The sequence below is a fragment of the Tindallia californiensis genome, assembly GCF_900107405.1.
GTDB lineage: Bacteria > Bacillota > Clostridia > Peptostreptococcales > Tindalliaceae > Tindallia > Tindallia californiensis.
Genome location: NZ_FNPV01000003.1, coordinates 259,169 through 273,786, shown reverse-complemented (window position 1 = coordinate 273,786; position 14,618 = coordinate 259,169). Strand labels below are relative to the sequence as shown.

The 14,618-nt window shown below is 41.3% G+C and carries 13 protein-coding genes; 9 read left to right on the top strand and 4 right to left on the bottom strand.

From position 1 onward, the window contains the following. Window positions 1-18: 18 nt before the first annotated feature. The 7 genes from BLV55_RS05330 (at window position 19) to BLV55_RS05300 (ending at window position 6,194) form a co-directional block, all read left to right on the top strand. Window positions 19-750, top strand: coding sequence for an aspartate/glutamate racemase family protein (locus BLV55_RS05330; RefSeq protein WP_093312016.1), 732 nt, complete (start codon window positions 19-21; stop codon window positions 748-750). Between the two features lie 80 nt (window positions 751-830). Next, a complete protein-coding gene (locus BLV55_RS05325) occupies window positions 831-2,006 on the top strand; it encodes a M24 family metallopeptidase (protein WP_093312014.1) in 1,176 nt (391 codons plus the stop codon). Between the two features lie 18 nt (window positions 2,007-2,024). Next, window positions 2,025-3,026 (top strand): pyridoxal-phosphate dependent enzyme, encoded by a 1,002-nt coding sequence (locus BLV55_RS05320; RefSeq protein WP_093312011.1) that lies wholly within the window; start codon window positions 2,025-2,027, stop codon window positions 3,024-3,026. Window positions 3,027-3,050: 24 nt separating this feature from the next. Beyond that, window positions 3,051-3,437 (top strand): RidA family protein, encoded by a 387-nt coding sequence (locus BLV55_RS05315; protein WP_093312009.1) that lies wholly within the window; start codon window positions 3,051-3,053, stop codon window positions 3,435-3,437. Window positions 3,438-3,646: 209 nt separating this feature from the next. Then, window positions 3,647-4,159, top strand: a complete 513-nt coding sequence (locus BLV55_RS05310) for a GNAT family N-acetyltransferase (protein WP_207646025.1) — start codon at window positions 3,647-3,649, stop codon at window positions 4,157-4,159. Window positions 4,160-4,276: 117 nt separating this feature from the next. Beyond that, the gene (gene hisS, locus BLV55_RS05305; RefSeq protein ID WP_093312006.1) at window positions 4,277-5,602 is read left to right on the top strand and encodes a histidine--tRNA ligase; all 1,326 of its coding nucleotides are present in this window, start codon (window positions 4,277-4,279) and stop codon (window positions 5,600-5,602) included. A gap of 22 nt (window positions 5,603-5,624) precedes the next feature. Continuing rightward, window positions 5,625-6,194, top strand: a complete 570-nt coding sequence (locus tag BLV55_RS05300; protein WP_207646024.1) for a GNAT family N-acetyltransferase — start codon at window positions 5,625-5,627, stop codon at window positions 6,192-6,194. A 75-nt stretch (window positions 6,195-6,269) separates the two neighbouring features. Here BLV55_RS05300 and BLV55_RS05295 read toward each other — a convergent pair whose 3' ends face one another. Continuing rightward, window positions 6,270-6,728 (bottom strand): Lrp/AsnC family transcriptional regulator, encoded by a 459-nt coding sequence (locus BLV55_RS05295; protein WP_093312001.1) that lies wholly within the window; start codon window positions 6,726-6,728, stop codon window positions 6,270-6,272. 228 nt (window positions 6,729-6,956) lie between these two features. Between BLV55_RS05295 and BLV55_RS05290 the strand changes: the two genes are divergently transcribed. Both BLV55_RS05290 and BLV55_RS05285 read left to right on the top strand, forming a co-directional pair. Further along, window positions 6,957-9,596, top strand: a complete 2,640-nt coding sequence (locus BLV55_RS05290) for a chemotaxis protein CheB (protein WP_093311999.1) — start codon at window positions 6,957-6,959, stop codon at window positions 9,594-9,596. Beyond that, window positions 9,593-10,909 (top strand): PAS domain-containing sensor histidine kinase, encoded by a 1,317-nt coding sequence (locus BLV55_RS05285; protein ID WP_093311996.1) that lies wholly within the window; start codon window positions 9,593-9,595, stop codon window positions 10,907-10,909. The genes BLV55_RS05290 and BLV55_RS05285 overlap by 4 nt, the downstream gene beginning before the upstream one ends. Here the strand turns inward: BLV55_RS05285 and BLV55_RS05280 are convergent. The 3 genes from BLV55_RS05280 to BLV55_RS05270 form a co-directional block, all read right to left on the bottom strand. Beyond that, complete coding sequence (locus tag BLV55_RS05280) at window positions 10,906-12,387, bottom strand: phospholipase D family protein (protein WP_093311994.1); 1,482 nt, start codon at window positions 12,385-12,387, stop codon at window positions 10,906-10,908. The two genes, BLV55_RS05285 and BLV55_RS05280, sit on opposite strands and share 4 nt — an antisense overlap. 65 nt (window positions 12,388-12,452) lie before the next feature. Beyond that, complete coding sequence (locus BLV55_RS05275; RefSeq protein WP_093311991.1) at window positions 12,453-13,193, bottom strand: TIGR03915 family putative DNA repair protein; 741 nt, start codon at window positions 13,191-13,193, stop codon at window positions 12,453-12,455. Further along, complete coding sequence (locus BLV55_RS05270; protein WP_093311988.1) at window positions 13,190-14,464, bottom strand: putative DNA modification/repair radical SAM protein; 1,275 nt, start codon at window positions 14,462-14,464, stop codon at window positions 13,190-13,192. Before BLV55_RS05270 ends, BLV55_RS05275 begins: the two co-directional genes overlap by 4 nt. Window positions 14,465-14,618 lie beyond the last annotated feature (154 nt).

Here is a 14,618-nt window from a genome sequence, read left to right as displayed (position 1 = left end):
TTAGGGGAGGAGAAAGCAATGATCTACCATGTCAAACCGGGTCAGGTCAGCTACGGAGAAGCGATAGGCATTATACTGCTTGATAGCGAAGCCCCCTTTATTCCCGGTGATGTCGCTAATGCCACCACTTACGATTTTCCTGTCCGATTCAGAAGAGTGCCGGGACTGACGGTAGAACGAATACTAAAACACGATATGACAGCACTTCAAGATGTGATGAGGGCTGGAGAAGAATTGAAAAAAGAAGGCGTTCGGGCGATTACTTCCGATTGTGGTTTTATGATCCTTTATCAGGATTACCTGGCTCGTGAATTGAAAATGCCAGTCTTTCTTTCCAGCCTTCTTCAGTTGCCCTTCATTCAGAATATCATGCCGGAACTCACGAAAGTTGGGATTTTGACAGTAAACTCAGAATCTTTGACAGGAACCATCCTGAAAAAAGCTGGTGTACAAAAAACAGACGGGCTTGCTATAGCGGGTTTGCAGGAAAAACCCTTTTTTTCTGATGCTTTTATAAAGGAAACAGGAACGCTTAATTATTCGGAAGTGGAGAAGGAAGTAGTAGAATCGGCGAAAACATTACAGCGGGAATATGCGGACGTAAAAGCGATTCTGTTGGAATGCAGTGTACTTCCGCCCTATGGAGCGGCGGTACAGGAAGCCACCGGCTTACCAGTTTTTGATTTTGTGACGATGATCCGATATATGTACCATGCGGTTGTGAAAGACAGACGGAATGGCTATATGTAAAGAAGGCAATTAAGGGTTAAAAATTCAAGATAAAAAATCAAGATCCATCATTCATCATTCTTAAAGAGGAGGGAATGTAGATGCAGGTGTTTAGTCGTGAAGAATATCTGGGAAGGGTTCGGAAAACGCAGGAAAAAATGAATGAGTGGGGTATTGAACTCTTATTTATCTCTCAACCGGCCAATATGAATTATCTGACTGGTTATGACGGTTGGAGTTTTTATGTGCATCAATGCCTATTGGTTTCTTTGGATCAGGAAGAGCCAGTTTGGGTTGGTAGGGGAATGGATGCGAATGCGGCTCGAATTACCAGTTTTCTATCAGACAATAATATTTATCAATATGCCGACGATTATGTACATTCCCTGGTGAAACACCCGATGCACTTTATGGCCGATATCATTAAAGACCGAGGATGGGACCGTAAGGTCATCGGAGTGGAAATGGACCAGTTTTATTATCCTCATAGGGCTCATGTAGAATTGGAAAAATCTTTGCCTAATGCGGTTTTTAAGGATGCGAATACGTTAGTCAACTGGGTACGGGTAGTGAAATCTGATAAAGAAATTGAATTTATGAAAATTGCTGGACAAATAGCTTCCAAAGTGATGAAAACAGCTCAACGTGAAATTGCGCCAGGCGTCAGAGAATGTGATGTGGCGGCGAAAATTGCGGAGGCTCAGTATTCTGGAACCTCTGAACATAGTGGAGATTATCCGGCCATTGTGCCCTTGATGATGGCGGGAGAAGCAACGAAAACCCCACACCTCACCTGGACAGAAAAGAAATACGAAAAAGAGGAAGCGGTTCTTTTAGAACTATGTGGTGTTTATAAAAGGTACCATGTTCCGATTGCCCGAACCATGTATTTAGGGCAAGAACCCCCATCGTTAATGCGAGATACGGGAAAAACAGTATTGGAAGGCCTGGCAGCTGCGTTAGAAATGGTGAAACCGGGTGCTGTGGTAGAAGACATTGAAGAAACCTGGCGAAAAACCATTCAAAAGACAGGTTTGGTGAAAGAGTCTAGGATTGGTTATTCGATTGGTGTAAACTATCCGCCGGACTGGGGTGAGCAAACAATTTCGGTAAGGCCGGGAGACAAAACCATTCTTCAAAAAAACATGACCCTTCATCTGATTCCGGGAATTTGGTTGGATGATGTAGGTTTTGAAGTAGATGCTTCCTTCTATATAACAGAAAATGGTATTGAACATTTCTTCGACGATTCATTAGAAATTTGCGTTAAAAGATAATTGGCAGGTGGTGAAAACGTGAAATATGAATCCTCAAAAGACTGGAAATCTCTATGTTTACAAGATGTTTTGCTTGCTTCAAAAAGAATCCATGGACTGATTCTTAAAACCCCCCTTATCGAATCACCGGATCTGGCTTTCAGAAGTGGAGCTCATCAGGTTTCCATCAAATTGGAGTCTCTGCAACATACCGGTGCCTTTAAGTTAAGAGGAGCTGGAAACAAAATATTATCCTTGGAGGAAGAGAAAAGGCGAAAAGGGGTCATTACCTTTTCTACGGGCAATCATGGCAGAGCAGTGGCTTATACAGCCGCAAAGCTAGGGATAAAGGCTGTGGTCTGTCTCTCGGAAAAAGTGCCCCAAAATCGGGTAGAGATGGTAAAGGCATTGAAAGCGGAGCCGATGATTTTCGGACAATCTCAGGATGAAGCAGAAGATCATTTTGAGCAACTGATTCGAAAACATGGTTATATTCCAGTTCCACCCTTTGATGATCCGGAAATTATTGCTGGTCAAGGTACGGTAGTGCTGGAAATGTTACAAAAAAATCCTCAAATCGATACCTTGCTGGTACAGCTATCTGGTGGTGGGCTATTAGCAGGAGCGGCTCTGACGGCGAAAAGCATGAACCCTAAGATTAAAATCATAGGCGTTTCCATTCAACAGTCACCAGCAATGTTGGAGAGTCTTAAAGCTGGAAAACCGGTAGAAATAGAGGAAAAACCAACGATTGCCGGCTCTTTATCTGGTGGCATTGGTCGGAAAAATGAGTATACCTTGCCATTGATAGAACACTATGTAGATGAACATGTGCTGATTACCGAAGAAAAAGTGATAGAAGGCATGAAATATGCGTTTGAAAAGCATCAACTGGTGGCGGAAGGTGCGGCTGTCGTTGGCATATCGGCTCTGCTAAACCACAAAGTGGATGTAACGGGCAAGAACGTGGGGGTAATGATGACGGGTAGCTGTGTGGAATCGAAGGCCTATTTAGAGATCATAGGAAATGTTGTAGATTAGTTAAAGGTGCAGGGAGGGATGAAAATGACCAAAAGAGCGGTGCATCCTGCTGAGGCGCCATTGCCAGCGGGACCATATAATCACGCTATTATAGCAGGAGGATTTGTTTTTGTAAGTGGACAGACGCCAGAAAAGCCTGGCACCGATGTGATTGAAGCTGTTGGTATAAAAGAGCATACCAGGCAAGTGATGGAAAATATAAAAGCAATTCTTGAAGCTGCCGGATGCGGTTTGGAAGACTTGGTAAAAGTGGAGGCACATCTGAAAGATATGAAAGATTTTGACGGGTTTAACGAAGTTTATGGGCAGTATGTGTCACAACCATACCCCGCACGTATTACAGTTCAAAGTGTTTTGCCGCCAGGAGATCCTTTGGTAGAGATTAGTGTCATTGCAAAAGTAAAAGAATAAAAGATATCCTATCTCCGAAATTCTATTTTTTCCGATACTGATCTTTGGGTAAAAGATTGGGTATAAGAAAAGATAGGATTCGGGGTTTTTTATGATATAGAAAATAGCACAAGTACCCTGTAGGCATTTGAAATTAATGATCAATTCTAAAATCTCAATTTCAATAGATGCGAAGCGTCTTCGTTCTTGAAAGAATAGGAGGAGTATAAGTGACTAAGACAGTGATTCAGAATGATATGATCCGGCTAAGAGATACAACGCCTCAGGATCTTGATCAGGTACTGAAAATTGAGAGGAATGAAGAAAACAGACGTTATGTGTATAACTGGCCGAAAGCCAGGCATTTAGAGTCAATTCATGCATCGGAAGAAAAACATTTTATAGTGGAAGATCGAGCGAAAGGAGAAGTGGTGGGATACATTATCCTGTCTTCTATTGGTAGTCCTCATAATGTGATTGAATTTGATCGTATTACCATTGATAAAAAGGGAAAAGGCTATGGGCGGCAATGTGTTCGTCTTATTAAAAAACTGTGTTTTGAAACTTATGGGTGTCATAGGTTGTGGCTGGATGTTTTTGATGACAACCCGAAAGCCAAAGCCTTATATGAATCCGAAGGATTTGTCTTTGAAGGAACCTTGAGAGACTGTAAAAAATATGAAGATGGTTATCGGTCTATGCACATTCTTTCCATGCTGTCCAATGAATATAAGAAATTATAAAAGCATCAGTAAAGAAATCTTCTGATTGAACCTCTGAGGAATGGGGATGGCAGCTTGCATTTTAGCCACTACATGTTAAAATGAGGATATCTTAAATGGAAGGTAGGGAGGAAGGACATGACGGAGAAGAAAATGATTGTAAAACCATCCACATTACCAGGCTTTATGGAATTGTTACCAGCAGAGCAAATCGTGTTTAACCATATGAGGGATACGATTCGCAGTGTATATGAAAGGTATGGCTTTATTCCCCTTGATACACCGGTGATCGAGAAATCGGATGTGCTTTTGGTAAAAAGTGGTGGGGAAACGGAGAAACAGGTTTATCGCTTTATGAAAGGCGATTCAGATCTGGCGATGCGGTTTGATTTAACGGTACCCTTAGCCCGGTATGTGGCACAGCATATGGCAGACTTGACGTTTCCTTTCCGGAGATATCAGATTGGTAAAGTTTATCGCGGAGAAAAAAACCAAAAAGGAAGGTTTCGTGAATTTTATCAATGTGATATTGATATTATTGGGCGTAATCATTTAGACGTTGTTAATGATGCAGAAATTCCGGCAATTATCAATGATGTTTTTACGCAATTGGGATTGCCTGATTTTATTATAAGAATTAATAATCGAAAACTAATGAATGGACTTTTTCAACATTTTGGGCTGGCGGGAAGACCGGAAATATTAAAAGCCATTGACAAACTGGAAAAGATAGGCCCGGATAAGACTCGGAAAGAGTTAATGGAAGCGGGTATTCAAGAAGATTCTATTGATGCTATTTTTCGATTTATACAGCTGAAAGGTAGTAATGATGAAATCCTGGACGGCTTAAAACAGGCGGCTATTGACAATGAACTTTATCAAACTGGGGTAGAGGAACTTACGCGTGTTACCAGACTGATCAGAGCCTTTGGGGTGCCAGAAGCACATTTTGCTTTGGATCTGACCATTGTTAGAGGATTAGACTATTACACAGGGACTGTGTATGAAACCTTGCTGAAAAACTACCCTGAAATAGGGTCCATTTGCTCCGGTGGAAGGTATGATAATTTAGCCGAACATTATACAAAAGAAAAGTTGCCAGGAGTTGGTATTTCTATCGGCTTAACCAGACTCTTTTACCAATTAAACGAGGCGGGTTTATTGGGAGAAATGAAAGAACAAGTGTTAACGCAATTGTTGGTAGTGCCTATCGGGGACACCTTGGAGACCTGTGCAAAAGTAGCACGGCGATTTCGGGATGCAAATGTCATAACAGAAGTGTTTTTGGAAGATACCAAAATAGCTAAAAAAATGAATTATGCCAATAAACAGGGAATTCCCTGGGTAGTGATTATTGGTGATGAGGAAGTGCAGGATGGACTGGTTGCATTAAAAGATTTGGAAACGGGTGATCAAGAAAGAATGTCCTGGGAAGAAGCGCTCAAAAAAATAACCGGTTCCTAAGAATCGAAGGGAGCGATAGATGATGGAAAAAGGAATGATGGAAAAAAACCTGACAATACGACCGGAAGGGAAGAAAGACTATATGGCGATTCGCCGGCTTATTCAGGATGCCTTTGATCCGATGCCCTTTAGTACGGGAAAAGAGTGGCAGCTAGTGGAGTCTATTCGTGCCAGTAAGGGGTATATCAATGAGTTGGCCTTGGTAGCGGAGCTTGGTGGAAAAATGGTTGGTCATGTTCTGGTTTCAGAAATAGCTTTAGATGGAAAAACTTCCATGATTCCTGTTTTGATTCTGTCGCCTGTTTCTGTTTCGCCCGAGTTTCAGCGAGAAGGTATTGGACAGAAATTATGTCAAAGAGCAATCGAAGAAGCAAGAAAAACCGATTACCCAGTAATGATTGTGATCGGAGATCCTCGGTATTACCAGCGTTTTGGTTTTCGTCCTGCTTTTCCTGAAGGCGTTTACTTACCCTTTGGCTTCGAAGAAGAGTATTTGCAAATGATGAAGTTAGAAGAAAATGCTTTGGAGAAAGTATCGGGAGCGATTCAGTTTCCACCTTGGTTTTTTGACGCCAGAGGAGAACTGCTATAACTTGCCTGAATGAAAAAGAACCTTGCCACAAAGATCAGCGGCAGGGTTCTTTTTATTACATGCTCAGAGTTTTTTCTAAAAATCCCAACAATATTCTCGTTTTAAGTAGTCCATTACAACGGAAGTCTCGGTATGCGTTACACCATCGATTCTCCAGATCTTGTTCTTTAGGAGTTCATGCAAATCATTAATGTTTTTCACATAGACTTCAGCGTTAAAGGTTGAAGCACCGGTTGCTAGCGTAATGTACCAAAGTGCTTCGATTTTTTTGAGTTCGGTTGCCACGTAATCCACTTTCTGAACATCAACATGGATTTTAAGAGAAGCGGCAATATCCAATCCCAGTTTGAACGGGTCGGCTACGGCAACGATCTGGATCACGTCGTTTTCAATCAGCCGGGTAATACGGTTACGAACCGTTGATTCTGAAACGTCCAACGACCGAGCGATATCCGTGTTGGGAGTTCGGCCATCACGCTGCAAAATTTTGATGATCTTAAGATCAACACGATCCAGTCCGTAGGTATTTTTCATAGACACCTTCCTTTACGTAGTTAGATTTTGTTTTTAAAGGGTACACTTTATTATACCGTTTCATATAGCGACAATCAATGAAAAAGACAGAATTTTAGGAAATAATCGCATGATTTTATAGAAACAAGGAGATATTCGCATATTAGCAAAAATACACGAACAGATGATTAAGAACTGTCAGCCAAAAGGTTAACCAAAAGATAAAAAGATGAAAGCTGGCAATGTTGCTTGGGTATAAACAGTGAAGAAGCAATTGGTGAAAAAAGAAAGGATGGAAAAATGGATCATTCTCAGAAAGAAAAACAGATCAAACCGGTATATTATGTCGGAGTGGGGGCTTCGGCTGGTGGGTTGGAAGCGTTACAGCAGTTTTTTCATGCAATGCCGAAAGATACAGGAATGGCTTTTATTGTCGTTCAGCATTTGTCACCGGATTACAAAAGTATGATGGATGAACTGCTGGCTCGTTGTACGAGTATGACCATTTCGATTGCGAAAGACGGGACAGAAGTGGAGGCGAATCATGTTTACTTAATTCCTCCCCGATATAATCTGATGATTTTTCATGGAAAGCTATATTTGGAAAAGCATAGCACTCATAAAACAAACAATTTACCGATAGACGTTTTTTTTCGAAGCCTTGCGGCGGATCAAGGGAAAAAAGCGGTGGCGGTTGTGTTATCTGGAACAGGAAGTGATGGAACTTTAGGGATTAGAAGCATCAAAGAAGCAGGCGGTATGATTATGGTTCAAGATGAAAAAAGCGCTAAATTTGACGGGATGCCAAGAAGTTCCATTTCTACAGGTTTGGTGGATTACATATTAACGCCGGAAAAAATGGCCGAAGAACTATTAAACTATATCAGGCATCCATTTATCCAAAAAAGCAAGTCATTAGAAGAAAATATGCCAGAAAATATTGACACACTGGCGAAGATAAATTTGATCCTTCGGAATTACAGTGGAATCGATTTTTCTTACTATAAAGAAAATACGATTACCAGGAGATTGGAACGACGAGTGAGTATTAACAGATGCCAGACGCTGGAAGAGTATTTGCAGCTTCTGGTAGAATCAGATAAAGAAAAAGATATTTTATACCGGGAATTATTAATAGGGGTCACAGGTTTTTTCAGAGATGCAGAAGCCTTCCAATGCCTTCGGAAAGATGTTATTCGAAAGCTGACGAAAGAAGATACTCTTCGGATTTGGTCGGCGGGCTGCTCGACGGGAGAAGAAGTATATACCTTGGCGATGCTCTGCCTGGAAGAAAGGCAACATACAAATCCTAATTGCGACGTTAAGATATTTGCGACGGACATTGACCGGCATTCTCTGGACGTAGCCAGCCAAGGGTTTTATCCAGACAGTCTCTTGTCGGATGTTCATCCGGAGCTGCTGGCAAAATACTTTACTAAGGTTGAAAATGGTTATCAGGTCAATGAAGAAGTGAGAAAATTAGTCGTGTTTGCTACTCATAATCTTTTAAAAGACCCTCCTTTTTCTAAATTAAATCTGATGGTATGCCGCAATTTATTTATTTATCTTAAGCCAAGCATGCAACAAAAGATTCTTAATATGTTTTACTATTCTTTAAGTCCCGGGGGTTACCTTTTTATGGGGAACAGTGAGTCCTTGGGAGAAATGAGTGAAGGGTTCAATACCATCAATAGCAAATGGAAAATATATCAATATAAAGAAGGCTTTCAACCACCAGTAATAGGCGAAATTCAAAGCCTGACACCTAAAAACAAAGAACAGGTAGAATGGTGGGAGCCAGAAGGAAACCCGCACAAACACAAGCAAATCAACCGGATTTGCGATAGTGTCATGCAGGTGGCACTACCTCCGTCTGTCGTTATAGATGGACAGGATCATATCATACAGGTTATTAATGACATGAATCCATTCTTTGAAGTAAAGTCTGGCAAGTTTTCTCCAATCTTATTCCATAACTTGCCTGCGGATTTGTCCATTTATGCCAGCGGGCTGGTTCGGAGGTTGCGTCAAGGGAAAAAAGAGCTAATGTATGAAAATATTAGTGAATTGGAAAGGTATCCGGGAGAGTTGATTACCTTGGAAGGTAGGAGTTTCTCCGTAGATAATATTCGATATTACTTGTTGTCCTTCGTAAAAAGACAGGCGAAGGCAAGTAAAATGAAGACTACGGACACAAAAACCGGTGTTCGTGAAGAAATGAGTCAACGGATCCAGGAGTTGGAAAAAGAATTGCAGGTCAGTCGAGAAAATCTTCAGGCAACCGTAGAAGAGCTGGAAACATCCAATGAAGAATTGCAGTCATCCAATGAAGAATTAATTGCTTCCAATGAAGAATTGCAAAGCACCAATGAGGAGCTGCAATCTGTTAATGAAGAGCTGTATACGGTTAATTCAGAATATCAAATTAAGATTGATGAACTGACTCAAGCAAATAATGATTTGAATAATTTACTGAACAATACGGATGTAGGTGCAATTTATTTGGATAGAAAACGATGTATTCGAAAAATAACACCGATGGTTACACACCTTACCCATATCAGAGATTCAGATATAGGCAGACCGATTGCTCACATTTCAACCTTGGACAACTATCCAGAACTATTGGAAGATGTGCATCAGGTGATGGAGAAGCTTCGAAGCGTCGAGCGAGAAATACTAGCAGAAGATGGACGCACTTGGTTTTGTCGGATTCGGCCATACAGAACCTCGTATAATGCGGTGGAAGGTGTATTAATTACCTTTGTTGATATTACGAAATTAAAGCAAGTGGAATCAGACCTTGGGGAGAGCCGTCAACAACTTAAAGAAGCAATGGAAAAAAGAGGAGAATCAAAGGTTTTTAGAAGCGAAGAGGTGAAAACATGAATCTGGAGGAAGAAAAAAAAGAACAAATTCAAAAAACAATTATTAATGTGTTAGAGAACAGGGAAATTGATCAGGAGTTTATTCGGCAAAAAAACATAGAAGAGATCATGGAAGAGTTCAGTGTGTATCACCAAGAATTAAAGCATCAAAATGAGGAATTGAGAAGAGTACAAATGGAACTGGAAAAATCAAAAGCACATTATTACAGTATTTTTAATAATGCCCCCTTGGGCTATGTAGTAATCGATGAAGGCCATTTGATTACAGCGGCAAACCAATTTTTTGAATCTTTTATAGGAGAGGAAGAACGTTGGCTGATAGGTCGTCGTATTGAGGAGTGGGTCAGTCCGGAAAGTCAGGATGCTTTTTATTTTTATTTGAAAAAAGTGGTGGAAACAGGCGCTAATGAAAACCTTCAACTGAGAATGAAAGCGGCAGAAGGGGAAAGAGTTGTTAAACTTCATAGCAATTTAATGGAAAGCCAGACAGAGAAGTACTTAATAAGAATAGCACTGGTTGATCTGACTCGGGAAAAAGAGATGGAAGAGGCATTGGTCAGAAAAAATCAGGAGCTGGAAAAAGCTCGAAAAAAAGCAGAATGTGCCAGCCGAGTGAAAACTCAGTTTTTAGCTAATATGAGTCATGAAATAAGGACACCACTAAATGGCATCCTCGGATTTTTGCAGTTAATGGGAGAAACGGATCTAGATGAAGAACAAAGAGAATACCTGGAAATGATGAATAGCTCTTCAGTGATGCTGAGGCGCTTGCTGGATGATTTACTGGATCTGTCCAGTATTGAGTCGGAAAAAGTAAAGCTGAATGATCAATGCTTTAATGTAGAATCTGTGTTGACCCATATTGTGGAGAAATGCGTTTATGGTCAGGAACAGGATGGGGTCAAGGTTTTTTTTCATCATGATCACCGGATTCCGGAAATCATTTTTGGAGACCAGGAAAGGCTCCAGCAAATTCTGATGAATTTAATGGGCAATGCTGTTAAATTTACGAAAGAAGGTAAGATTGCATTAGAATCCAAGATGCTTAAAAAAACAGAAGAAATCATTGAAATTCAACTTTCAGTAAAAGATACAGGCATTGGAATAGAAAAGAAGTCGCAAGATCTTATTTTTGAATCTTTCAATCAAGCAGATAGCTCAAGCACTCGTAAATATGGCGGCAGTGGATTGGGGCTTACCATCACTAAAAAATTAGTAGAAGCAATGGGTGGCAGTATTCATCTGGAAAGCAAACTGGGAGAAGGTAGCTGTTTTACGGTCATTATTCCTTTTGCCTTATCCCTGGATTGCTAAAAAGTTGAAAAACCACTCCACTCCTGAAAGCGATAAAGAAGTCTTTTAGGAAAACGACTATTTCCAAAGGCGGAATAATCTAGGGTATAATGACCGTCCTGATTTTCCCATATACGGTGAAAATAATTCAATACATCTTTTGAAAAATCATGGTCAGTAGGAGCGATGACCCGAAGATTAGTTTCCAGATTTTTGTCACTAATGTTGCGGGAAGTGAAATTGGCAGATCCGGCGATTACTTCAATCTGATCTTCACCAGACCTTACGGCCAGTTTGCTGTGGTATTGTTCGCCTCTGGTATCATACCAACGGACGGTGATCTTATCCGAGGAGTGGTTCATCAGTTCTGTAGCGACAGGCCGGTTGGGAATGCCAATTTTACGCATGCCGAAAGCATCCCGGTTCGAATCCAGAATAAGACGTATCTCTACCCCACGATCCGCCGCGTTTTTCAGAGCTTTTACCGTTTGACGTTCTCCCATGTAAAATTGACCAATCCAAAGAACCTCATCTTTTTCAGCATGTTGAATCATTTCTAATAGCCGTTGGCGGATTCTTCCTTCTGTAAGCACTTGAGCTTGCACTTCTGTAGAATCCAGAGCCATCGAAGGATGATGAAGATCTGGAAATTCAAAACCTGAAAAGAGAGCAACGGATTTTTCGCTTACCAGCAAATCGGCAATGATGGGTCCGGAAAGCTTAATCCCAATGTTTGAATGGTAAGCACTGGCATCATGCGGGTTGGCTGAAGTAATCAAAGCGCTTTTGTCTGTAATAAGAACCTTGCGATGATTAGCCTTAAAATTTAATAATCGGAGATAAGCATTCAGCGTAACCCTCGGAGAATCCGGACTGAAAGGATTCGGGAAAACCCCCGGACCAGAAGGATCCAGACGATGAAAAAAGGTGCGCCATATGCCGGTGTAAAGAGGGTTGGAATTTCCGATTTGATCCAAGTCTGTGATCACCACATCCACATCATTATGACGCAATTTATCCAGATGCGGGGCTGTGTAAGCACCATAAAATTCATTTATCTCATCAGTTATGAGGATGATCGGCATATCAGGATGATCTTTCCGTTTGGACAGTAGAGCATCCGTAAGTTGACGGGTTAAATCAGGAAAGCTTTCCTCTCGGTTATATTCATCATTGAAAAGGAAAAAGTCCAGAACAATAAAGGAGGAGGCTTCTTCAATCATTTGCAATTTTGTTTCAAAGATCTGTTGGTCATGTTGGGTTTCGCCACGATATCGGTAAGTAAGGTCATAAAGAAACTCTATATCTGTAATCCGCCTCATAGGTCCTTCGAAAGAAAGGCCCTCAGGGGTGCTGGAACGCCAGCCATTCATAATAATCACTCCTAGCAATGTTATGATAAGGATGGAAATGACTGGTGCTTTCCAGCGTTCTTGCCAGGTTTTTTTTCGTGGTATCGTTTCCAGAAAAAGGTTGTCGTCGGTACTCATACGCAGCATTTTCTAGCCTGCCTTTCGTTTAAGATGATGAATTTAAGAATACCATAGCCTATTAAAACTGACAATTATTCTGTGAATTCTGTTAAGTAACGGCGATGTTTTTGGGGAACGAATTGTTGTTGAAGAGGCAGATTAAGACGTTCTTTTATGGCGATTTGTTGAAAATAAGCTTTCCAGAGTTGCTGGAAATGAACTTCATCCCCTGAAAGAGGAAGTGTTTCTTTTGGAGAAAGTGGATGTAAAACCCATTTTTTGGTGTCCCAAAAGGCTGCCTGCTCACGATTGATATCGTGAATAATCCATGGATGAGAAGAAAAGCGGCGGGAAAAATGGCCTGCCAGTAAAGGGGTAAGGTGAAAGTCTGGGTGGTAGGGTGCATAAAGAACCTTGTTTTTCAAAGACTGAAAGCGCAATAGGCCTGTCATACGATGATATTCTCTAAGAACCTGGCGGCATTTCTTTAATACCTGATGTATTTCGGGATCTGTTATATGTTGGTTAACGGCTGGGCCAATCTGAAAGCCTTTTCGCAGGTAAAGATAACTCCACTGGCCTGTCTCTAATATTTCTGATAAATATAAATGGTAGATATTTCGAAGGGTCTGCCCGGAAATACGCCGAGGGATCCCTTCATATAGTTTCTGAGAAATATGGAAATCGGTAGCAATGGTAACTGGTTGTGAAAATAGGTCCGGCTGGTAGTGCTCCTTCGAAACCACTCGGTTCTCTAGGGTGCCATCCGCCAAGGCATAGTACAGAGCGGTTAACAGACCATCGAAACTGTTTTCATATAAAAAAGTTTTCATCTTGTTATTTCATGCCTCCAATCCTCGAAACTTAACTGATATCCTTTATATCCTGCCATCTGACGTTGGCTCTCCTGTTGTAAGAGGCGGGAAATTCTTTCTGGATAAAAATCCTTGCCTCCGTGATACTTTCCCTGACAAGTAATAAAGTAGCGGGCGCGTTTCATAACAATGCCGGTTCGCTGAAGGGTGTCAAAATGCAGAGGAGATGACCGTCTGGCTGTCATAAGCCGTCTGGCGGATACAGGGCCGATACCGGGAACTCTCAATAAGGTATGGAGATCGGCTCGGGTGACTTCAACCGGAAAAATCTCAGGATGGTTTAGTGCCCAGACGCATTTAGGGTCTAAGTGCAGGCTTAAATCAGGCTGATGGCTGGGCAGTAAGTCTTCGGCATGGAAACCATAGAATCGTAAAAGCCAGTCAGCTTGGTAAAGTCGATGTTCCCTCTGTTGTGGTGGCGGCTGGATAGGAAGAGGAAGTTTGGAATTTTTATTAACCGGCACATAAGCGGAATAATAGACTCTTTTTAACTGGAACTTACGATAAAGGCTTTCTGAAAGCCTCAAAATTTGCCGGTCATTTTCTGGGCTGGCACCAATCATCACCTGAGTGCTCTGACCGGCTGGTGCAAAATCTGGAGCCGAAGGAAAATGCTTTTTTTCCTGCTGTTGCTGGAGACTTGTTTGATGAATTTGCTTCATTGGCAACAGGATGCCTTCTTTCTTTTTCTGAGGTGCGAGTAATTGCAAACTTTTTTCAGAAGGAAGTTCAATATTAACGCTAATACGATCAGCCAGCAAACCAGCTTCGTGAATGAGTAAGGGATTTGAGCCGGGAATGCCTTTGATATGAATATAGCCATTAAAAAGATGTTTCTTTCTTAAAAGGCGAAGCACTTCAGTCATCTTTTCCATGGTTCGATCCGGGTGATCTTCAATGGCTGAGCTAAGAAAAAGCCCTTCAATATAATTTCGACGGTAAAAGGCGATGGTTAAGTCAGCTAGTTCGGATGGCAGGAGACTAGCTCTTGGAAAATCGTTGGATCGACGATTGTGACAATAGAAGCAGTCATACTGACAGTTATTGTTCATCAGGATTTTTAATAAGGAAATACATCGTCCATCAGCAGACCAGGTATGACAAATACCTGACTGTGCCGCATTGCCAAGGCCGCCGGCGATGTTTTTTCGATTGCTGCCGCTAGAAGAACAGGAAACATCATATTTAGCGCTTTCGGCCAGAATTTTAATTTTTTCGGATAGATTCATTTGGAAACACCTCTGGAATGATTATAACATAAAAAAGCAGAAAAGGAACACACGTTCTAAAAATAAAGCTTGCAATTCGTAAAAAGGTATGCTATTATAATAACTGTAGTTAAAAAGTGAAAGAACAAAAAGCATTTGAAGGCCTCTTGTAAGA